This window comes from Kosakonia sp. AG348 (genome assembly GCF_003337365.1).
GTDB lineage: Bacteria > Pseudomonadota > Gammaproteobacteria > Enterobacterales > Enterobacteriaceae > Kosakonia.
In genome coordinates, this window is record NZ_QPJR01000001.1 from 325,565 (window position 1) to 345,520 (window position 19,956).

The following is a 19,956-nucleotide window of genomic DNA, read 5'->3' on the forward strand; positions in this document are numbered from 1 at the left end:
ATCAATTTTAAAAAAGGCCGGGTAATTCCCGGCCTTTTGTTTTTCTTACGCCAATCCTTCCTGATTAGACTTTAACCAATGACGACAATTGTCTATACTTAACCCTGACAAATGTCATCACACGGGAGGAAAGATGAGAACCTGGAGCCCGGATCAAAAACCAGCCGAAAATGCACTCTGGCGCTTTGCCGGTTTCCCCGCCAACAGGGGGCTAAAACTCGTTCAGATGTTGAACGAAGGCTTGCCAGTCAGCATTCTCGACAATATTCATGAATGGACAGAAATGTCCCGCTCCGACATCCTGCGCGTCACGGGTATCAATGAACGGAATGTTGCGCGTCGCAAAAGCGCCGGCCGTACACTCACACCGGAAGAAAGTGAGCGTATTGCGCGTTTAGTAAGGGTTGTTGATGCTGCGGTACAGTTTTTCGGTAGCAAAAAGATGGCGTGGGACTGGCTGGAAACCCCCGTTCGCGGCCTTGGCAATGTGGCGCCGATTTCGCTGATTGCCACTGAAAGTGGCGCGCTGGAAGTGACCGACCTGCTCGGCAGGCTGGAACACGGAGTGTTTGCGTGATCTTTTATCGACTGGTAACGCGCCGCTACGCCAGCGAAGCCTGGACAGGCAGCGGTGCAAATCTTTATGGCGGTCGCTGGAATCACAAAGGTCACCCGGCGGTTTACGTCGCCTCATCCGTTTCGCTTGCCGCACTCGAAATGCTGGTGCATATGCACAGTGACGCGGTTATGAACCAGTATGGACTGTTCAGTATTGAGATCCCTGACAAGGAGATTGAATATCTGGATAAGCAATGGCTACCGCCGGACTGGCAGGAAAACCCGGCGCCGCTTTCGACTATGGATTTAGGTACCGCCTGGCTGGAAGCCAACAGCGCCGTCGCGCTGGTGCTGCCGTCATGCGTTGTTCCGCTTGAGAATAATGCAATTCTGAACCCGAATCACCCCGCTTTTAATAAGCTGTTAAAAACAGTAAAAGCGCTTCCTTTCTTTTTTGATCCACGCCTGGCACACCCGTAATTTTTGCGCAACTTACCGGGCGATGTTTTTTCTTGACCAGCCCCCTGCCTTCCGCCGTACTATCTTGCGCATACTTCATCAAAATTAATGGTTGGCGAAAGCATGGAACAGGTTGGACACAATCATCACTCATTACTTCTCACAGAGTGGCAGGTCTTACTGCAGCAAACTCCACCGCAAGTACACGATATTCTGTCTGCCCTGGCCGATGAGGAAATTCGCCATCTGGTTAATGTTTTTTATGACTACATGCTTTCGCACAGTGAAAGTGAGCTGTTTTTAAACACTGAACAGGTGAGTACACGCCTTAGCCATAGTATGTTTCACTGGCTGCGCAGCGTGTTGGGTAGTGCGAAAGAGGACATCGAACAACTTCTGGAAAAACAGCGGGAAATTGGCATCGTTCATGCGCGTATTGGTTTACCGATCGACCTTGTCGCTCGGGGAGCGCGTAAGCTGAAAAATGAACTTTATGATTTATTACAAGCAAAAGCGACGATTCCCCCCATATTACTCAGCCAAACCCTTTGCTTTAGCAGCCTGGCAATGGATACCGCGATAGAAGCCATGACCGTTTCATATTCGCCAGGTTATCAGAATTCAATGCAGGCACAGGAACAGTACCGCCTGTTATCCATTTATGATGATGTGAATGTTGAGCGCGAGCGGCAGATTAGCGCCCTGACCAGCTGGGAAAACCAGTTTATCTACAATATCGCCACCGGATTGCCCGCAGCGGATCTGATTTACCTGTCGGAATCGGATTTCGGCATGTGGTTTTCTCATAAAGGTAAGCATCTGCTGGGCAATCAGAAGATGCTGGCTAACATGGATGCACTCATTAATCAGGCTGACGAGCGCATTACTCGGGCGCTTACGGCAGAACAATCGCTAGAGATGGAGCCACGAATGGCGGTGTTGCAGACAGTACGCCAGCTTACCGGGCAAATCCACCGTCTGCTTGTCGCGATGTTCGATGCGCTGGTAGAGCTGGAAAATGGCAAAGATCCACTGACGCAACTGCTTAACCGCCGCTTTATTCCCACCATTATGCGCCGGGAGATCTCGCTGGCACTGAATGTGCGTAAACCCTTTATTCTGGCGATGCTGGATATTGATCACTTTAAGAGAATCAACGACAGCTTCGGGCACAGCGCGGGCGATATCACGCTCAAAACGGTAGCCGCTGCCATCTATGATCACTTCCGCAGCAGTGATTACGTTTTCCGCTACGGCGGTGAAGAGTTTATGGTGCTGCTGGTCGAATCTGACCTGTTACAGGCGAAGATCATTCTGGAAGCGCTGCGGCAGAAAATCGCCGCGTTGACGATTGAAGTCACACCCGCACAACACTTCTCGGTCACCGTTAGCATTGGCGTCGCCGGGTTTGATTACCACCCGGATTACAAGCGTTTAATTGATAAAGCGGATCGTGCGCTTTATGTTGCTAAAAGCCACGGGCGCAATCGTATCGAAACCAGCGTTATTTGAAGCTGCTTTTGCAGGCATAAAAAAACCGGGCTGATATCGCCCGGTTTTTAGATGTGAAGTACAGAGATTAATGTGCTGCTTCCGGTTTGTGCTTCTGCGCACTCTGGAAGCCGTATTCCAGCTCATTTTTCTCTTTATTCAGCGTTACCGTGACCTGGCCACCATCAACCAGCGAACCGAACAGCAGTTCGTTGGCCAGCGGTTTTTTCAGGTTGTCCTGGATAACACGCGCCATCGGGCGAGCGCCCATTGCGCGGTCGTATCCTTTCTCTGCCAGCCAGTCGCGAGCTTCCTGGCTGACTTCCAGCGATACGCCTTTCTGATCCAACTGCACCTGGAGTTCGACAATAAACTTGTCGACCACCTGATGGATCACCTCAGTCGACAAGTGATCGAACCATATAATGTTGTCCAGACGGTTGCGGAACTCCGGCGTAAAGATCTTTTTGATCTCTTCCATCGCATCGGTGCTGTTATCCTGGTGGATAAGACCAATGGATTTGCGCTCGGTTTCACGCACCCCGGCGTTGGTGGTCATCACCAGCACCACGTTGCGGAAATCAGCTTTGCGCCCGTTGTTATCGGTCAGCGTTCCGTTGTCCATCACCTGCAACAGCAAGTTAAAGACATCCGGATGCGCTTTTTCGATTTCATCAAGCAGCAGCACCGCGTGCGGATGTTTGATCACCGCGTCGGTCAACAGACCACCCTGATCAAAACCTACATAGCCCGGAGGCGCACCAATCAAACGGCTGACAGTATGACGTTCCATATATTCGGACATATCAAAACGCAGCAGCTCAATGCCCAGCGCTTTTGATAGCTGCACTGTCACCTCGGTTTTACCCACGCCGGTTGGGCCAGCAAACAGGAAGGAACCGACCGGTTTATGGTCTTGACCCAGCCCTGCCCGGCTCATTTTGATGGCCTCGGTTAATGCCTCAATGGCTTTATCCTGACCGAACACCAGCATTTTCAGACGATCGCCAAGATTTTTCAGCGTATCGCGGTCGCTCTGAGAAACACTCTTCTCAGGAATACGCGCGATACGGGCCACCACCGATTCGATATCCGCCACGTTAACGGTTTTCTTACGCTTGCTTACCGGCATCAGACGCGCGCGCGCGCCCGCTTCGTCGATAACATCAATCGCTTTATCCGGCAGATGGCGATCATTGATGTATTTCACCGCCAGCTCTACCGCTGCACGCACCGCTTTCGCCGTATAACGTACATCGTGGTGCGCTTCGTATTTCGGTTTCAGGCCATTGATAATCTGCACCGTTTCCTCGACGGACGGCTCAGTGATATCAATTTTCTGGAAGCGACGCGCCAGAGCACGATCTTTTTCAAAGATATTGCTGAATTCCTGATACGTGGTGGACCCCATGACGCGGATTTTACCGCTGGAAAGCAGCGGCTTGATCAGGTTTGCGGCATCCACTTGCCCACCAGACGCAGCGCCTGCACCGATGATGGTATGGATCTCATCGATAAACAGAATGCTGTTATTGTCCTGCTCAAGTTGTTTCAGCAACGCCTTGAAACGTTTTTCGAAATCGCCACGGTATTTAGTACCGGCCAGCAGTGAACCGATATCCAGCGAGTAAATTGTGCAATCTGCCATCACTTCTGGCACGTCGCCCTGCACAATACGCCACGCCAGCCCTTCGGCGATGGCGGTTTTACCTACGCCGGATTCACCCACCAGCAGCGGGTTATTTTTACGACGGCGGCACAGAACCTGAATCGCACGTTCAAGTTCTTTACCACGGCCAATCAGCGGGTCGATTCCTCCCACACGAGCAAGCTGATTAAGGTTGGTGGTGAAGTTTTCCATACGTTCCTCCCCTCCTGCCTGCTCTTCGCTGTTCACCTGCCCGCTACTGCTGCTGCCAGTGGCGTCAGATGATGGGCCTGGCTCGTCTTTACGCGTGCCGTGAGAGATAAAGTTCACCACGTCAAGGCGGCTTACTTCATGTTTGCGCAGCAGATAAGCCGCTTGCGACTCCTGCTCGCTAAAAATGGCAACCAGAACGTTCGCGCCGGACACTTCGCTGCGCCCGGATGACTGAACGTGAAACACCGCGCGCTGAAGAACACGCTGGAAGCTGAGCGTCGGCTGTGTGTCGCGCTCCTCTTCGCTCATGGGTAGAACGGGTGTGGTTTGTTCGATGAAGGCTTCGAGTTCCTGCCGCAGCGCCACCAGGTCCACTGAACACGCTTCCAGCGCTTCGCGGGCAGATGGGTTACTGAGCAGCGCCAGTAACAAGTGCTCGACGGTCATAAACTCATGTCGGTGCTCGCGCGCTCTGGCGAAAGCCATGTTTAAACTGAGTTCCAGTTCTTGATTGAGCATAGGCACCTCCCCCAAGTTTCATGCCTGCATTCAGGCTCTTTCCAGCGTACACAGCAACGGATGCTCGTTCTCCCTGGCGTACTTGTTCACCATTGCGACTTTCGTCTCGGCAACCTCAGCGGTGAAAACACCGCAAATAGCCCTGCCGTGATAGTGAACCGTAAGCATCAGTTGCGTTGCACGTTCTACATCATAAGAAAAGAACTTTTGTAGCACGTCAATAACAAATTCCATCGGCGTGTAATCATCGTTCATTAACATAACTTTATACATGGATGGCGGTTTCAGCGCGTCGCGCAGTTTATCTTCCGCCAATTGGTCGAAATCCAGCCAGCTATTGCTCTTACCCATCGTTAGCGTTTCATCTTAGGTTACAGTTTCCGGCAGCGTTTAATCGGCCGATTACATGAGTCTAGATGTATTTTCAATCTACATCAGATGACAGATAACAATCATCTATCGTTGTCATTCGCGACGGCTGTCACATTCCTTTGTAATAGCGTTAACTGCTTCAAAATTTTGATGCGTCGCCTCCAAGAACCCCTGCCAAATGCTTGACGCGATATACGAATTATCTAAATTGTACAGTCGAGAGTTGGCGAGGTTTTGAACAGCCCGCTTGCTCTACCACCGGTTCATTCCATCTTACTTAAATAAGATTTACGAAGGATGTCGAAGCATGGAAACGGGTACTGTTAAGTGGTTCAACAATGCCAAAGGGTTTGGTTTTATCTGCCCTGAAGGCGGCGGCGAAGATATCTTCGCGCATTACTCCACCATTCAAATGGATGGTTACAGAACGTTAAAGGCCGGGCAGACTGTCCGGTTTGATGTACACCAGGGCCCTAAAGGCAATCACGCCAGCGTCATCGTGCCCGTAGAAGTGGAAGCCATGGCCTGAAGCCTGTTATCACATTGTGTACATGCCGCAGTCAAAATGCCAGCCCAATCGGCTGGCATTTTTATTACTCGCGAGCCAGCGCGTCTACCGGATCCAGCCGCGCGGCATTACGCGCAGGCAACCAGCCGAACAGCACACCGGTAAATGTCGAACATAAAAATGCCGTTAACAGTGCCACCGGTGAAAACCCAATCTCCCAGCCCGGTAAAAAGAGTTGCAAGGTAAAGGCAATCAACATAGATAGCGTGACGCCGAGCGCGCCACCGACAAGGCAAACAAACACCGCCTCAATCAGAAACTGCGACAAGACGTCCCCCGCCCGGGCACCAACCGCCATCCTGATGCCAATCTCACGCGTCCGCTCGGTGACCGACACCAGCATAATATTCATCACACCGATACCGCCAACCAGCAACGAAATGACCGCCACCAGCGTTAAAAACAGCTGAAGAGTACGTGTGGTCTTTTCCGCTGTTTTCAAGACCCCGTCCATATTCCAGACGAAGAAATCTTTCTTACCGTGGCGCAGGCTGAGCAACCGCGTGAGCTGCTGCTCCGCCTGCTCACTGCTGTAGCCCTCATTCACCCGCACCGTAATGGAGTTTAGCCAGGACTGCCCCATAATACGCCCCGAGATGGTGCTGTACGGCAGCCAGACGCGCAGGATTTTGCTGCTGCCAAACATCGATTGCTTCTCCTCCGCCACACCAATCACCGTCGCCGGCATGTTACCCACCAGGATTACCTCGCCGACCACGCTGGCTTTATTGGGGAATAACTGACGGCGGGTGTTGCTGTCGAGCACCACCACTTGCGCCCGACCTTTCAGTTGCTCCTCGTTAAACGAGGCACCTTCGCTGAACGTCATGCCATACACATTAAAATATTGCCCGCTTACGCCATTGGCGCTCGCCGCCACATCAATATTGCCGTAGCGCAAACGCAGATTTTGTGAAACGGCAGGTGTGGCTGATTTAACCCAGGGCTGTTTTTGAATCGCCTGCAGATCGTCATACTTCAGCGCCTGCTGGTATTGCGGCTCGTCATCGCCAAAATCTTTGCCGGGATAGACATCAATCGTATTGGTGCCTATTGAGCGAATATCCGCCAGCACCAGCTGTTTCGCCGCATCACCGACCACCACAATCGAGACCACTGAAGCAATACCGATAATAATGCCGAGCATGGTCAACAAGGTGCGCATTTTATTGGCCGCCATGGCGCGCCAGGCCATGGTCAACGCTTCCTGAAAACGGCTGACAAATTGCCGCCAGCCCCCGGCGTGCGTCATGATCGCGTCATGGTTTGCGGGCGCGGCGGCTTCCGTTTTGGCTGGCGGGTTACTAATTATCTCGCCATCACGAATTTCAATCACCCGCTCTGCCTGCGCGGCCACCTGCGGATCGTGCGTCACGATAATTACCGTATGCCCGCGATCGCGCAACTGATGCAGGATTGCCATTACCTCTTCGCCTGAGTGGCTGTCGAGGGCGCCGGTCGGTTCATCGGCCAGAATCACCTGGCCGCCATTCATCAACGCGCGGGCAATACTCACGCGCTGTTGCTGTCCGCCGGAGAGCTGCGACGGTTGATAATCCGCCCGCTCCCCCAGCCCTAAGCGGGTCAGTAATGCTTTTGCACGCTCCAGTCGCGCTTTACGTTCCGTCCCCGCATACACCGCCGGAACTTCGACGTTCTGCGCTGCGGTCAAATGGGAAAGCAGATGATAACGCTGAAAGATAAAACCGAAATGTTCGCGGCGTAGCTGCGCAAGCTGGTCGCTACTGAGCAACGATACATCCGTTCCCGCCACCCGGTAAGTGCCGCTGGTGGGCTTGTCCAGGCAACCCAGAATATTCATCAGCGTGGATTTACCGGAGCCGGATGCGCCAACAATCGCCACCATTTCGCCAGCATTAATGCGCAGCGTGATGCCTTTTAGCACCTCGACCGGTCCGTCACCGGACGGGTAACTGCGGCGAATATTATTCAGGTCCAGCAATGCGGTCATTGCGCCGCTCCGCTTTTCTCGCCAATCACCACTTCTTCGCCCGCATCCAGGCCTTTCGTCACCACCACTTCCGTATCATTACGTGCGCCCAGCGTCACCTCTCGCTCGCGGGTTTCACCATTACGCAGCACCTTCACTTTATAACGGTTGTCCCCCACCGGATCGCCAAGCGCCGCCAGAGGGATGGTGATCACATTTTTCAGGCCGGTCAGTTGGATATGCACCTGCGCGGTCATATCAAGGCGCAATACACCCTCCGGGTTTGGCACTTCAAAACGCGCATAGTAAAAAATCGCATCGTTGACCTTTTCCGGCGTCGGCAGAATATCTTTCAGCTCGCCTTCATAGCGTGTTCCCGGATCGCCCAGCACGGTGAACCATGCTTTCTGCCCCGGCTTGAGGTGGATGACATCCGCTTCGGAAACCTGCGCTTTCACCAGCATGGTACTCATATCGGCCAGCGTCAGGATGTTCGGCGCTTGTTGCACGGCAATCACCGTCTGGCCCTGCAGCGTGGTGATTTGCGTCACTTCACCGGCCATCGGCGCAAGAATACGTGTGTAATCAAGGTTGGTTTTCGCGGTATCCAGTGTGGCCTGGTTACGTTTGATCTGGGCATCAATGGTGCCAATTTGCGCTTCTTTTACCGCCACATCCGTCGCAGAGGTGTCCAGCTCCTGGCGGGAGATCAAATTGCTTTTCACCAGTTGCAGCTGACGCGCTAGTGTTACCTGGGCCAGCTTCAGTTCAGCCAGCGCCTGACGCCGCTGCGCCCGCAGTTCCATTAATGTCGCATCGACTTCCTTAATTTGGTTTTCCGCCTGCTCGGGGTCGATCACGCCTAAAAGCTGATCTTTCTTTACCTTATCGCCGATATTCACCGACAGTGTTTTTAACTGACCATTTACCTGGGCGCCAACATCAACCTTACGGAGCGCATCCAGCTTCCCGGTCGCCAGCACGCTTTGTTGCAATTCACCCGGCCGCACTATCAGCGTCTGGTACTGAATGACCGGGGCATTAAGTTTGCTCCACAACCAAAATGCCGCCAGTAAAACCACCACTGCCAGCACAATCATTACTGTCCTGCGTTTTCCCTTCAGTTTCATAACAATCCCAAATAATCGGACCTGCGGTTTATCAAATCATTTTTAACTAAACAAAATATCAACGAAACAGAAAATTCTTATTTTCTCCATCTTTCATTTAGCTGCCGTTGAGTTTGATTGTGCTGAAATTGGCTCATTCTTGTTACCTCCGGATTGCACCATGTCCACCATTGCCGATCTTTCCCATTCCGACGAACAACCGCTACCAAAAACCGCCGGGCAGCTCTTTCGTTGTTTAATATCCGGTGAACTGATGCCGGGCCGCGCCTGGCAGAACCCGGCTTATCGCCGTAAATTTTTGCTGCGCTCGTTGACCACGCCAGTCAGCACCATGCGTTATTTGGCTCGCCTGGTCCAGCAACCTCTCCTGGCGCAGATGCTGCACGTTCAGCCTGGTCTGCCGTGCCGGTTACACCGCCCGTGGCTGTCAATCAATATGAACCGCACGCAAACGGCGGAGGCTATTTGCTGGCACTATGAAAACATGATTCGCCTGTTGCCCGCTGCGCTTATCAACAGCTATCTCAGCAAACCCGGCCTCACGCTGGCCGTGCTGACCGGTAAAGATGAGCAGGCCTATACGCTGCGGTTGCGTTCAGATTTCATGCTGGATAAAGAGGGTGAAGCGACACTGGTATTCTGCGATGCGCAAGACACTATACTCGCGGAACTGACTTTTGCATTGTGCCAGTTCGCCGGCAAGACAACGCTCTATATTGGTGGACTGCAGGGCGCGAAAGCGCATGTTCCGCATGAGGCGATTCAGGTAGCGACCAAGGCGTGTCATGGGTTGTTCCCGAAACGTCTGCTGGTGGAAACGGCCATGACGATGGCGCAATTTCTGCAAGTGGAAGCGATCCGCGCTGTCAGTAATGAAACGCATATCTACCGCAACGCGCGTTATCGCAAGAAAAAACAGGGGCTGCTGCATGCCGATTACAACAGTTTCTGGGAATCGCTGGGTGCCGTTGCCGATCAGCACGGCGACTTCGTGCTGCCCCTGGTGATGCCGCGCAAACCGATGGAAGAGATCGCCAGCAAAAAGCGTTCTGAGTATCGCCGCCGCTACGAGCTGCTCGACAGTCTGCAGGCGCAGACTGTCGCTCACTGCCAGAACTAATCTGCCCGCCCGCGTGCCAGCCATAGCACGCGGGAAAACATTTTACGAAACAGGTGCGGCACCGACTCCACGCCGCGCCTGCCCGCTTCCAGTGCCACTTCAATCGCCAGATCCGGTTTTGACGAACGGTGGATCGCTTTGATAATCACCCGCCGCATATTTATCGACACATTTTCCGGTAACTGTGCGACACGGTGATAGACATCGGCGAACCCTTCCCGGTACATAAAATGCTCCATATCCAGCGCCGGCAGTTCCGTCAAATGTTCGCGCGTCTGATCCCTGTCGTTATCGAGCAGGCTACGCACGGTAGCGGCATACTTCTTCCCGGCTTCGTCGCCATCCACCAGCACATGCCACTCAATACCCATGCGGCGCGCAAACTTAATGAGCGGCTTTAAGCCTGACTGGGCAAATTCGATAATTTTCACCCCTTCGGCATCGAAATGATGACCGCACTGGCGCGCCAGTTCATTGATAACCCAGTTCTCCGTCTCCCCTTCCACCAGCAACCAGCAGCGGGCAAAGAGTGAAGAAGGCCGGTTAACGCGAATATGAAACGCAATGCGCCGCCCATCTTCGGCACTTAAACCGCCAGGGCCAAGACGCCAGGCCGCCACACGCGAAGACTCGCGCACCAGGCGACAAACATGTTCAACCGGTGTTAACGACAGCAGCTCACCGGAGTTGGTGGTGGTTATCTTTTGTAGCGGCAGCAAATTCAGCAATTGCCAGGCCACAGAGAGCATGATCGGATGCAGCCGCGTTTCCGGATCTTCCACCAGCAATAGCGGCCGCGCGTCACGGTCGAGATGGACAGAACCTTTCGCCTGCAACAGCGTGGCGAAAAACCCCAGCAGAATAACCCGGTACATCCGCCCGCCGGGTTTATCGATCATGCGGTTAATAATGTCGAGATAGCGCCAGCTACGTTGCTCATCATGAGAGCGGCGCCGCATCAGGCGCTGGTGTGAAGCGCCGCTACCCTGCTCGGCAAAATAGTGCTCAAGCAATTGCACCATCGCTGACAGCCCGTGGCGTATCTGCGCGTCGGTTAAATTTTGCGGGCGGGAGATCAATTCGTGGGAGAGGAAATCAAGCTGACGCGCGGTGTTTTCCAGCAACGGCGTATCCGGCACGCTGCCGTTACGGATGCGGCGCATAAAGCGCGCATCACGCAGCCGCAGTACCGGCATCAGCCGCACCAGATGGCGGGCACTTTCATCAATGTCTTCCAGCGGCAGCAAATCTCCTTGCGCATCGAGAAAACCGCGTAGCGTCATTACGCTGCCATCGTCGGAAAGCTCGCCTTCATGCCGGTAGAACAGGCGGCGATAACCGTCATTCCCGGCAACCCAACAATCTGCCAGCGGGCGGTAACGCCGCGTGCGGTAGCGTCCGGGTTCGGATTCGCGAAAAGTCAGAATAATATGCAGATGATGTTCCCGCCCTTGCAGATCCCCCGGCGGGAACCAAAAATCATCGCGGACAAAATGGTAGAGATCCATTTCCGGTGACAGCAGCAGGGTTAACGCGTCCAACAGGCTCGATTTACCCCAGGCGTTTTCCCCAATTAACACGTTGTTCTGCTCAAGCATCAGCGATAAACGATTAATGCCGCGAAAGCCGACAATATCCACGCGCTCCAGAATCATTCTTCCTCCGGCATCTCTGGGCTTTTCCGTCTATTCTTGAAGGAGTATAGCGGGACGAAAAGCGGCAGAACACGCGCTAAGTGCAATATTTCATTGAAATATATGCAGTGGCTCAATCGTTGTAATATTTAAAAAAACGAACCGCGATATTAAATAGCATATATTTCTTATTTACTGACATAAGCAAAAAACTTAACACCAGTTAAAAGCAACAACTTACGATAAATTATCTATTTTAAATCAATTTACTGGTTTTTATAACTGGTTATTTTATTTTGTAACTCCCTACAATACGCACGCTTTTATTCACGCATCCATTGATGTCTGACACACGGCGCGGGTCTGGGCCCGTTTCTGTTTTTATCGAGGTGGCTATGTTTAGAAAATTAGCGGCGGAATGTTTTGGCACATTCTGGCTGGTATTTGGTGGCTGCGGCAGCGCAGTGCTGGCGGCAACGTTTCCGCAAACCGGCATTGGTTTTGCCGGGGTGGCGCTGGCGTTCGGTTTAACGGTCATGACCATGGCATTTGCCGTCGGGCATATTTCCGGCGGTCATTTTAATCCGGCAGTCACACTCGGCCTGTGGGCTGGCGGTCGTTTTCCGGCAAAAGATGTGGTGGGATATATTCTCGCGCAACTGGTTGGCGGCATTATTGCCGCGGCAGTGCTCTATTTAATTGCCAGCGGTAAAAGTGGTTTCGATGCGGCGGCCAGCGGTTTCGCCTCTAACGGCTACGGAGAACATTCCCCAGGACATTACTCAATGTATTCCGCCATTATTATTGAGATTGTCCTGAGCTGCGGTTTCCTGCTGGTTATTCACGGTGCGACAGATAAAAATGCACCTGTCGGCTTTGCACCTATCGCCATTGGGCTGGCGCTGACATTAATCCATTTGATCAGTATCCCGGTCACCAACACCTCGGTTAACCCGGCGCGCAGCACCGCCGTGGCGATTTTCCAGGGCGGCTGGGCGTTAGAACAGTTATGGATGTTCTGGGTGATGCCGATTATCGGCGGTATCCTCGGTGGCGTTATCTACCGTACGCTGCTGGAAAAACGCACTTAAGATAAAGACCCGGTTTTGTGCCGGGTCTTTTGCATAATCTTTCTTATTTTTTGCAGCTTTACTCATTTTCAACCTTTGGGTAGTGTGTTCCCCGGTGTTTTCACTTTGCAAGGATTCGGGCGCTTCATGCTTTCAGGACTGTTAATTATTCTTCTGCCGTTGGTCATCGGTTATCTGGTTCCCCTGCGTCACACTGCTGCGCTCAAACTTATCAATAAATTACTCAGCTGGATTGTCTATCTGATCCTCTTTTTTATGGGGATAAGCCTCGCTTTTCTCGATAATCTCAGCGCGAACTTACTGGCGATATTGCATTACTCGGCGGTTAGCGTGGTGGTGATCCTGCTGTGTAACGCTGCTGCACTGCTGTGGCTGGAGCGTACGCTGCCCTGGCATCACCAGCACCAGCAAGAAAAATTGCCTTCGCGGATTGCGATGGCGCTGGAATCCCTGCGTCTGTGCGGTGTGGTGGTTATCGGTTTCGCCATTGGTCTTTCCGGGGTGGCGTTTTTACGCTATGCCACGGAAGCCAGCGAATACACACTGATCTTCCTGTTGCTGCTGGTGGGTATTCAGTTGCGTAACAGCGGCATGACGCTGAAACAGATTGTCCTTAACCGCCGGGGAATGATTATTGCCGTGGTGGTTGCTGCCAGCTCGCTGATTGGCGGCGTGATTAATGCGCTGATCCTCGGCCTGCCGCTGAAAACGGGTCTTGCCATGGCTTCGGGATTTGGCTGGTATTCGTTGTCGGGCATTCTGCTTACCGAGTCGTTCGGCCCGGTGATCGGCAGCGCCGCCTTCTTTAACGATCTGGCGCGCGAGTTGATTGCCATCATGCTGATCCCTGGTCTGGTGCGCCGCAGCCGCTCTACCGCGCTTGGGTTATCGGGCGCGACCTCGATGGATTTCACCCTCCCGGTACTCCAGCGCTCCGGTGGCCTGGAACTGGTGCCCGCCGCCATTGTGCACGGTTTTATTCTCAGCTTGCTTGTGCCGCTTTTAATGGCCTTTTTCTCTGCCTGATACTTCATTGGCGGTAGATGCCTGCCGCCAAACTTGCGCTAAATCAATATCCCCTTAAATTGCCGTCAAAATCGCTTTTAAGCCTGCCGACAGCAGCATAATCTTAAACATGCATTTCAAATATAACTTTAACATAAAGGTGTGACCATGTTTTGTGTGCAATGTGAACAAACCATCCGAACTCCGGCGGGCAACGGCTGTGCGTACGCGCAGGGGATGTGCGGTAAAACCGCCGAAACCTCCGACCTGCAGGATCTATTGATTGCCGCGTTACAAGGGCTCTCCGCCTGGGCCAGCAAAGCACGTGAGTACGATCTGATTGACCATGAGATCGATAACTTCGCGCCGCGCGCCTTCTTCTCTACCCTCACCAACGTTAACTTCGATTCCGTGCGTATTGTCGGCTACGCGCGCGAGGCAATCGCCAAACGTGAAGCGCTGAAAGCACGCTGCCTCGCTATTGATCCGAATGCCCACGTCGACAATCCAATGGCCGACCTGCAACTGGTCAGCGACGATCTCGGCGAATTACAGCGCCAGGCGGCAGAGTTCACGCCGAACAAAGACAAAGCGGCGATTGGCGAAAACATCCTTGGTTTACGCCTGCTCTGCCTGTACGGCCTGAAAGGCGCGGCGGCCTATATGGAACACGCCCATGTGCTGGGCCAGTACGACAACGATATCTACGCCCGTTATCACAAAATCATGGCATGGCTGGGTACCTGGCCTTCTGATATGAATGCCCTGCTCGAATGCTCAATGGAAATTGGCCAGATGAACTTCAGCGTGATGAGCATTCTGGATGCCGGTGAAACCAGCACTTACGGTCACCCGACGCCTACTCAGGTCAACGTCAAAGCCGTTGCCGGGAAATGCATCCTGATTTCCGGCCACGACCTGAAAGATCTCTACAACCTGCTGCAACAAACCGAAGGCACGGGCGTAAACGTCTATACCCACGGTGAAATGCTACCGGCGCACGGCTACCCGGAACTGCGCAAATTCAAACATCTGGTCGGTAACTACGGTAGCGGCTGGCAGAACCAGCAGGTGGAATTCGCCCGCTTCCCTGGCCCCATCGTCATGACGTCCAACTGCATTATCGACCCGACCGTTGGTGCTTATGACGACCGTATCTGGACGCGCAGCATCGTCGGCTGGCCGGGTGTTAACCATCTGGAAGGCGACGACTTCGCACCGGTGATCCGCCAGGCGCAGCAGATGTCCGGCTTCCCGTTCAGCGAAATCGAACACCTGATCACCGTCGGTTTTGGTCGCCAGACGCTGCTTGGCGCGGTGGATTCACTGATTGATTTGGTGAGCCGTGAAAAACTGCGTCACGTCTTCCTCGTTGGTGGCTGTGACGGTGCGCGCGGTGAGCGTAACTACTTTACCGACTTCGCCACCCAGGTGCCGGATGACTGCCTGATCCTGACGCTGGCCTGCGGTAAATACCGCTTTAACAAACTCGACTTTGGCAACATTGAAGGTCTGCCGCGCCTGATTGATGCGGGTCAGTGTAACGATGCTTACTCAGCCATCATCCTGGCGGTGACGCTGGCGGAAAAACTGGGCTGCGGTGTTAACGATCTGCCGCTGTCGCTGGTGCTCTCCTGGTTCGAACAAAAAGCGATTGTCATCCTGCTGACTCTGCTCTCGCTGGGTGTGACGAATATTGTCACCGGGCCGACGGCCCCGGGCTTCCTGACGCCGGATCTGCTGGCGGTGCTGAATGAGAAATTCGGCCTGCGCCAGGTCACGACCGTGGAACAGGATATGCAGCAGTTGCTGAGCGCATAAGGAGCTAACGATGACCATGCCAACCCCTCAATGCCCGTGGCGTATGCAGGTTCACCATATCCAGCAGGAAACGCCGGATGTCTGGACACTGTCGCTGTTGTGCCACGATTACTACCCCTATCGCGCCGGGCAATATGCGCTGGTGAGTATCCGCAACAGCGCGGATACGCTGCGGGCCTATACCATTTCGTCCACGCCGGGCGTTAGCGAATACATCACGCTGACCATCCGCCGTATTGATAATGGCGCAGGTTCTCAGTGGCTGACACGGGAAGTAAAACGCGGCGATTATCTGTGGCTTTCCGATGCGCAGGGGGAATTCACCTGCGATAACGAACCGAACGATAAGCTGTTGCTGCTGGCGGCAGGGTGCGGCGTGACGCCGATTATGTCAATGCGTCGCTGGCTGGCGCATTACCGTCCGCATGCTGACGTACAGGTGATCTTCAATGTGCGTTCGCCGGAAGACGTGATTTTTGCCGATGAATGGCGTGATTACCCGGTCACGCTGGTGGCAGAAAATAACGCCACGGCGGGTTTTGCCGCTGGTCGTCTGAGTCGCGAGTTACTGAGCCAGGTGCCGGAACTGGCGGCGCGCACGGTAATGACCTGCGGCCCGGCGCCATATATGGATTGGGTTGAAAGCGAAGTCAAAGCGCTTGGCGTGACGCGTTTCTTTAAAGAGAAATTCTTTACCCCAGTGGCTGAAGCCGCAACCAGCGGGCTGAAATTCAGCAAACTCTCGCCGATGAAAACCTTCTACGCGCCAGTGGGCAGCACGCTGCTGGATGCGCTGGAAAGCAATAAAATGCCGGTCAATGCCGCCTGTCGCGCCGGTGTCTGCGGTTGCTGTAAAACGCAGGTAGTTTCCGGTGAATACACCGTCAGCAGCACCATGACGCTAACGGAACAAGAGATTGCCGACGGCTTCGTACTGGCCTGCTCCTGCCACCCACAAGGCGATTTGGTGCTGGCGTAATCCGCAATAAAAAAGCGCCCCTCATCTGAAGGGCGCTTTTTCCTTAAACCGTTTACTTCCAGGCAGGTGCGACGGAGTAACGACCCGCACCGATAAATGCAATCACCAGCGCCGCAATAAAGTAATACACCATGCTCTCAATCGCCCATGCGCCAGTCGCATCCAGCGATCCGGTTTTACCCACGCCAACCAGCAGCCAGGCCACAACCATGGTGAACGCCAGCACCAGCGCAGCAGGACGCGTCAGTACGCCGAGGATAAGCAGGATCGGGCACAGCACTTCGCCAATCAGCACACCATAAGCGATAAAACCGGGAAGCCCCTTCGCCGCCAGCATCCCCGCAATCCCATCGATACCGCCGATTAATTTGTGCAGCCCGTGGAATAACATCAGCCCGCCGACCATCAAACGCAGCAGCAGACGACCAAAATCTTCATGCGAAAACATCTTATTAACTGAGTTTAACAATGATTTAACCATTTGAAATGATTCCTGTTTTCATCGACCTGTGTCAGACTATTCCGATCTGTAACAAAAATAAACCCCTGTTTTATAAAAGCTCATTCTAAATCCGCTTTGTGACGCATTCATTGTCTAAGCTTGTAAGCAAGATCACAAAAAGGAGCGTCGTAGATGAAACAGACAGTGGCCGCGTATATCGCCAAAACGCTGGAGCAGGCAGGCGTAAAACGCATCTGGGGGGTAACCGGCGATTCCCTTAACGGCTTAAGTGACAGCCTGAACCGTATGGGCACCATCGACTGGATGCCGACCCGTCATGAAGAAGTCGCCGCCTTTGCCGCCGGCGCAGAAGCACAACTCACCGGCGAGCTGGCCGTCTGCGCGGGTTCGTGCGGGCCAGGAAACCTGCATTTGATTAACGGCTTGTTCGACTGCCACCGCAACCATGTCCCGGTACTGGCGATTGCCGCTCATATCCCTTCCAGTGAGATCGGCAGCGGTTATTTCCAGGAAACCCATCCGCAGGAGCTGTTTCGCGAATGCAGCCACTACTGCGAGCTGGTGTCAAACCCGGAACAGATCCCGCAGGTACTGGCGATCGCCATGCGCAAAGCCATTCTCAACAAAGGCGTGTCGGTGGTGGTATTGCCGGGTGATGTCGCGCTGAAACCTGCGCCGGAAAGCGCCAGCAGCCACTGGTATAGCGCCCCACAGCCGGTTGTCACCCCTGCCGAGCAGGAGTTGCACAAACTGGCGCAACTGCTGCGCTATTCCACTAACATTGCGCTAATGTGCGGCAGCGGCTGTGCCGGGGCGCATAAAGAGTTACTGGCATTTGCCGGTAAGCTGAAGGCGCCGATTGTCCACGCCATGCGCGGCAAAGAACATGTGGAGTACGACAACCCCTTTGACGTGGGAATGACGGGCTTAATTGGCTTCTCATCGGGTTTCCATACCATGATGAATGCCGACACACTGGTGCTGCTCGGCACTCAATTCCCTTACCGCGCGTTCTACCCCACTGATGCGAAAATAATCCAGATCGATATCAATCCGGGGAGTATCGGCGCGCACAGCAAGGTAGACATGGCGCTGGTGGGCGATATCAAAGCCACCCTGGCCGCTCTGTTACCACTGCTGGAGGAGAAAACCGACCGCAAATTCCTCGACAAAGCGCTGGAAGACTATCGCCAGGCGCGCAAAGGGCTGGATGATCTGGCAAAACCGAGCGACAAAGCGATCCATCCGCAATATCTGGCGCAGCAAATTAGCCACTTCGCTGACGATGACGCCATTTTCACCTGCGATGTCGGTACGCCAACCGTCTGGGCGGCGCGCTACCTGAAAATGAATGGCAAACGCCGTCTGATTGGCTCCTTTAACCATGGTTCGATGGCCAATGCTATGCCGCAGGCGCTGGGCGCGCAGGCCACATTCCCACAACGGCAAGTGGTCGCGCTGTGTGGCGACGGGGGTTTTAGCATGCTAATGGGCGATTTCCTGTCGGTCGTGCAGATGAAACTGCCGTTGAAAATCATCGTTTTTAATAACAGCGTGCTCGGTTTTGTGGCAATGGAGATGAAAGCGGGCGGCTACCTGACGGATGGCACAGAACTGCAGGATACCAACTTTGCGCGTATCGCCGAGGCCTGCGGCATTACCGGTATTCGCGTGGAAAAATCGGCCGATGTTGACGATGCGCTGCAACGCGCCTTCTCGATCGATGGTCCGGTACTGGTGGATGTCACCGTGGCGAAAGAAGAGCTGGCGATCCCGCCGCAAATCAAGCTGGAACAGGCCAAAGGCTTTAGTCTCTACATGATGCGCGCCATCATTAGCGGGCGCGGCGATGAGGTAATCGAACTGGCGAAAACCAACTGGCTCAGGTAAAACAGAGGGCATTACCCATCGTAAGATAAGGAAATGCCGTGATCGATTTACGCAGTGATACCGTAACCCGCCCGAGCCGCGCCATGCTGGAACAGATGATGGCCGCCCCGGTCGGGGACGACGTTTACGGTGATGACCCGACGGTCAATGAACTGCAACGTTACGCCGCCGAACTGAGCGGTAAAGAGGCGGCGTTGTTTTTGCCGACCGGTACCCAGGCCAACCTGGTCGCCCTGCTCAGCCACTGCGAACGTGGTGAAGAGTATATTGTCGGCCAGGGGGCGCATAACTATCTCTACGAAGCGGGTGGCGCGGCGGTGCTTGGCAGCATCCAGCCGCAACCGATTGATGCCGCCGCCGATGGTACGCTGCCGCTGGATAAAGTCGCGGCGAAAATCAAAGCCGATGACATTCACTTCGCTCGTACCAAACTGCTGAGCCTTGAGAACACCCACAACGGCAAAGTATTGCCGCGCGACTACCTGCGACAGGCGTGGGAGTTTACCCGCGAACGTGGGTTGTCGCTGCATGTCGACGGTGCGCGCATCTTCAACGCGCTGGTGGAATATGACTGCGAGCTGAAAGAGATCGCCCAATTTTGCGACTCGTTCACCATTTGCCTGTCGAAAGGTCTCGGCACGCCAGTAGGCTCCCTGCTGGTGGGCGATAAAGCGTATATCACCCGCGCTAATCGCTGGCGCAAAATGACCGGCGGCGGTATGCGTCAGGCCGGTATTCTGGCGGCGGCGGGCCTTTATGCATTACAAAACAACGTCGCGCGGCTGAAAGAAGACCATGAGAATGCCGCGTGGCTGGCCGCGCAGCTGAAAGAGGCTGGCGCAGATGTGATGCGCCACGACACCAATATGCTGTTTATCCGGGCGGGCGATAACGCACAAGCGCTGGGCGCGTATCTGCGCGAGCGCGGCGTGTTGATCAACGCCTCGCCAGTGGTGCGCCTGGTCACGCATCTGGATGTTAATCGTCAGCAACTGGCAGAGGTGGTTCACCACTGGCAGGCCTTTTTACAGCACTAAGGAGCGG

At 54.1% G+C, this 19,956-nt stretch carries 17 protein-coding genes; 11 read left to right on the forward strand and 6 right to left on the reverse strand.

Features of this window, described 5'->3' with window-relative positions:
- The first annotated feature begins 133 nt into the window (after positions 1 to 133).
- The 3 genes from DFO56_RS01645 to DFO56_RS01655 all read left to right on the forward strand — a co-directional run bounded on the left by DFO56_RS01645 (position 134) and on the right by DFO56_RS01655 (position 2,529).
- On the forward strand, positions 134 to 577 hold the full coding sequence (locus tag DFO56_RS01645; RefSeq protein ID WP_020457220.1) for an antitoxin Xre-like helix-turn-helix domain-containing protein: 444 nt from the start codon (positions 134 to 136) through the stop codon (positions 575 to 577).
- Positions 574 to 1,038, forward strand: a complete 465-nt coding sequence (locus DFO56_RS01650) for an RES family NAD+ phosphorylase (protein WP_020457219.1) — start codon at positions 574 to 576, stop codon at positions 1,036 to 1,038. The genes DFO56_RS01645 and DFO56_RS01650 overlap by 4 nt, the downstream gene beginning before the upstream one ends.
- A gap of 102 nt (positions 1,039 to 1,140) precedes the next feature.
- The gene (locus tag DFO56_RS01655) at positions 1,141 to 2,529 is read left to right on the forward strand and encodes a diguanylate cyclase (RefSeq protein WP_045507234.1); all 1,389 of its coding nucleotides are present in this window, start codon (positions 1,141 to 1,143) and stop codon (positions 2,527 to 2,529) included.
- Between the two features lie 67 nt (positions 2,530 to 2,596).
- Here DFO56_RS01655 and clpA read toward each other — a convergent pair whose 3' ends face one another.
- Together clpA and clpS are read right to left on the reverse strand one after the other, a co-directional pair.
- Positions 2,597 to 4,888: an ATP-dependent Clp protease ATP-binding subunit ClpA gene (clpA, locus tag DFO56_RS01660; protein WP_017456165.1), complete on the reverse strand. Its 2,292-nt coding sequence runs from the start codon at positions 4,886 to 4,888 to the stop codon at positions 2,597 to 2,599.
- 30 nt (positions 4,889 to 4,918) lie between these two features.
- Entirely contained in the window at positions 4,919 to 5,239 is a 321-nt protein-coding gene (gene clpS, locus DFO56_RS01665; protein WP_017456164.1) for an ATP-dependent Clp protease adapter ClpS, read from the reverse strand.
- 328 nt (positions 5,240 to 5,567) lie between these two features.
- On the opposite strand from clpS, the gene cspD reads away from it, so the two are divergent.
- On the forward strand, positions 5,568 to 5,789 hold the full coding sequence (gene cspD, locus DFO56_RS01670) for a cold shock-like protein CspD (RefSeq protein ID WP_007374119.1): 222 nt from the start codon (positions 5,568 to 5,570) through the stop codon (positions 5,787 to 5,789).
- 64 nt (positions 5,790 to 5,853) lie between these two features.
- On the opposite strand, the gene macB is transcribed toward cspD, so the two are convergent.
- Entirely contained in the window at positions 5,854 to 7,800 is a 1,947-nt protein-coding gene (macB, locus tag DFO56_RS01675) for a macrolide ABC transporter ATP-binding protein/permease MacB (RefSeq protein ID WP_020457216.1), read from the reverse strand.
- The gene (gene macA / locus DFO56_RS01680) at positions 7,797 to 8,909 is read right to left on the reverse strand and encodes a macrolide transporter subunit MacA (RefSeq protein ID WP_045506647.1); all 1,113 of its coding nucleotides are present in this window, start codon (positions 8,907 to 8,909) and stop codon (positions 7,797 to 7,799) included. Before macA ends, macB begins: the two co-directional genes overlap by 4 nt.
- Positions 8,910 to 9,069: 160 nt before the next feature.
- On the opposite strand from macA, the gene DFO56_RS01685 reads away from it, so the two are divergent.
- Complete coding sequence (locus tag DFO56_RS01685; RefSeq protein WP_045506644.1) at positions 9,070 to 10,029, forward strand: VirK/YbjX family protein; 960 nt, start codon at positions 9,070 to 9,072, stop codon at positions 10,027 to 10,029.
- On the opposite strand, the gene DFO56_RS01690 is transcribed toward DFO56_RS01685, so the two are convergent.
- On the reverse strand, positions 10,026 to 11,684 hold the full coding sequence (locus DFO56_RS01690) for an ATP-dependent endonuclease (RefSeq protein ID WP_045506641.1): 1,659 nt from the start codon (positions 11,682 to 11,684) through the stop codon (positions 10,026 to 10,028). The genes DFO56_RS01685 and DFO56_RS01690 overlap by 4 nt on opposite strands.
- 374 nt (positions 11,685 to 12,058) lie before the next feature.
- Here DFO56_RS01690 and aqpZ point away from each other — a divergent pair, with 374 nt between their 5' ends.
- The 4 genes from aqpZ to hcr all read left to right on the forward strand — a co-directional run bounded on the left by aqpZ (position 12,059) and on the right by hcr (position 16,559).
- On the forward strand, positions 12,059 to 12,754 hold the full coding sequence (gene aqpZ, locus DFO56_RS01695) for an aquaporin Z (protein WP_045506639.1): 696 nt from the start codon (positions 12,059 to 12,061) through the stop codon (positions 12,752 to 12,754).
- Between the two features lie 126 nt (positions 12,755 to 12,880).
- Positions 12,881 to 13,780 carry a lysine exporter LysO family protein gene (locus tag DFO56_RS01700; RefSeq protein ID WP_017456157.1) on the forward strand — a complete coding sequence of 300 codons (900 nt, stop codon included), beginning with the start codon at positions 12,881 to 12,883 and terminating at the stop codon, positions 13,778 to 13,780.
- A 147-nt stretch (positions 13,781 to 13,927) separates the two neighbouring features.
- Positions 13,928 to 15,580 carry a hydroxylamine reductase gene (gene hcp / locus DFO56_RS01705; protein WP_045506637.1) on the forward strand — a complete coding sequence of 551 codons (1,653 nt, stop codon included), beginning with the start codon at positions 13,928 to 13,930 and terminating at the stop codon, positions 15,578 to 15,580.
- A 10-nt stretch (positions 15,581 to 15,590) separates the two neighbouring features.
- Positions 15,591 to 16,559, forward strand: a complete 969-nt coding sequence (hcr, locus tag DFO56_RS01710) for an NADH oxidoreductase (protein ID WP_020457210.1) — start codon at positions 15,591 to 15,593, stop codon at positions 16,557 to 16,559.
- 52 nt (positions 16,560 to 16,611) lie between these two features.
- Here hcr and DFO56_RS01715 read toward each other — a convergent pair whose 3' ends face one another.
- Positions 16,612 to 17,040: a DoxX family protein gene (locus tag DFO56_RS01715; protein ID WP_020457209.1), complete on the reverse strand. Its 429-nt coding sequence runs from the start codon at positions 17,038 to 17,040 to the stop codon at positions 16,612 to 16,614.
- Between the two features lie 153 nt (positions 17,041 to 17,193).
- On the opposite strand from DFO56_RS01715, the gene poxB reads away from it, so the two are divergent.
- Positions 17,194 to 18,912 (forward strand): ubiquinone-dependent pyruvate dehydrogenase, encoded by a 1,719-nt coding sequence (gene poxB, locus DFO56_RS01720; protein WP_020457208.1) that lies wholly within the window; start codon positions 17,194 to 17,196, stop codon positions 18,910 to 18,912.
- 38 nt (positions 18,913 to 18,950) lie between these two features.
- Positions 18,951 to 19,949: a low-specificity L-threonine aldolase gene (ltaE, locus tag DFO56_RS01725; protein WP_045506634.1), complete on the forward strand. Its 999-nt coding sequence runs from the start codon at positions 18,951 to 18,953 to the stop codon at positions 19,947 to 19,949.
- Positions 19,950 to 19,956 lie beyond the last annotated feature (7 nt).

Coding starts and splice junctions, on each gene's coding strand:
- poxB (WP_020457208.1), top strand. CDS start 17,194: ATGAAACAGACAGTGGCCGCGTATATCGCCAAAACGCTGGAGCAGGCA.
- clpA (WP_017456165.1), bottom strand. CDS start 4,888: ATGCTCAATCAAGAACTGGAACTCAGTTTAAACATGGCTTTCGCCAGA.
- DFO56_RS01645 (WP_020457220.1), top strand. CDS start 134: ATGAGAACCTGGAGCCCGGATCAAAAACCAGCCGAAAATGCACTCTGG.
- clpS (WP_017456164.1), bottom strand. CDS start 5,239: ATGGGTAAGAGCAATAGCTGGCTGGATTTCGACCAATTGGCGGAAGAT.
- DFO56_RS01700 (WP_017456157.1), top strand. CDS start 12,881: ATGCTTTCAGGACTGTTAATTATTCTTCTGCCGTTGGTCATCGGTTAT.
- hcp (WP_045506637.1), top strand. CDS start 13,928: ATGTTTTGTGTGCAATGTGAACAAACCATCCGAACTCCGGCGGGCAAC.
- macB (WP_020457216.1), bottom strand. CDS start 7,800: ATGACCGCATTGCTGGACCTGAATAATATTCGCCGCAGTTACCCGTCC.
- cspD (WP_007374119.1), top strand. CDS start 5,568: ATGGAAACGGGTACTGTTAAGTGGTTCAACAATGCCAAAGGGTTTGGT.
- DFO56_RS01655 (WP_045507234.1), top strand. CDS start 1,141: ATGGAACAGGTTGGACACAATCATCACTCATTACTTCTCACAGAGTGG.
- hcr (WP_020457210.1), top strand. CDS start 15,591: ATGACCATGCCAACCCCTCAATGCCCGTGGCGTATGCAGGTTCACCAT.
- DFO56_RS01685 (WP_045506644.1), top strand. CDS start 9,070: ATGTCCACCATTGCCGATCTTTCCCATTCCGACGAACAACCGCTACCA.
- DFO56_RS01715 (WP_020457209.1), bottom strand. CDS start 17,040: ATGGTTAAATCATTGTTAAACTCAGTTAATAAGATGTTTTCGCATGAA.
- aqpZ (WP_045506639.1), top strand. CDS start 12,059: ATGTTTAGAAAATTAGCGGCGGAATGTTTTGGCACATTCTGGCTGGTA.
- macA (WP_045506647.1), bottom strand. CDS start 8,909: ATGAAACTGAAGGGAAAACGCAGGACAGTAATGATTGTGCTGGCAGTG.
- DFO56_RS01690 (WP_045506641.1), bottom strand. CDS start 11,684: ATGATTCTGGAGCGCGTGGATATTGTCGGCTTTCGCGGCATTAATCGT.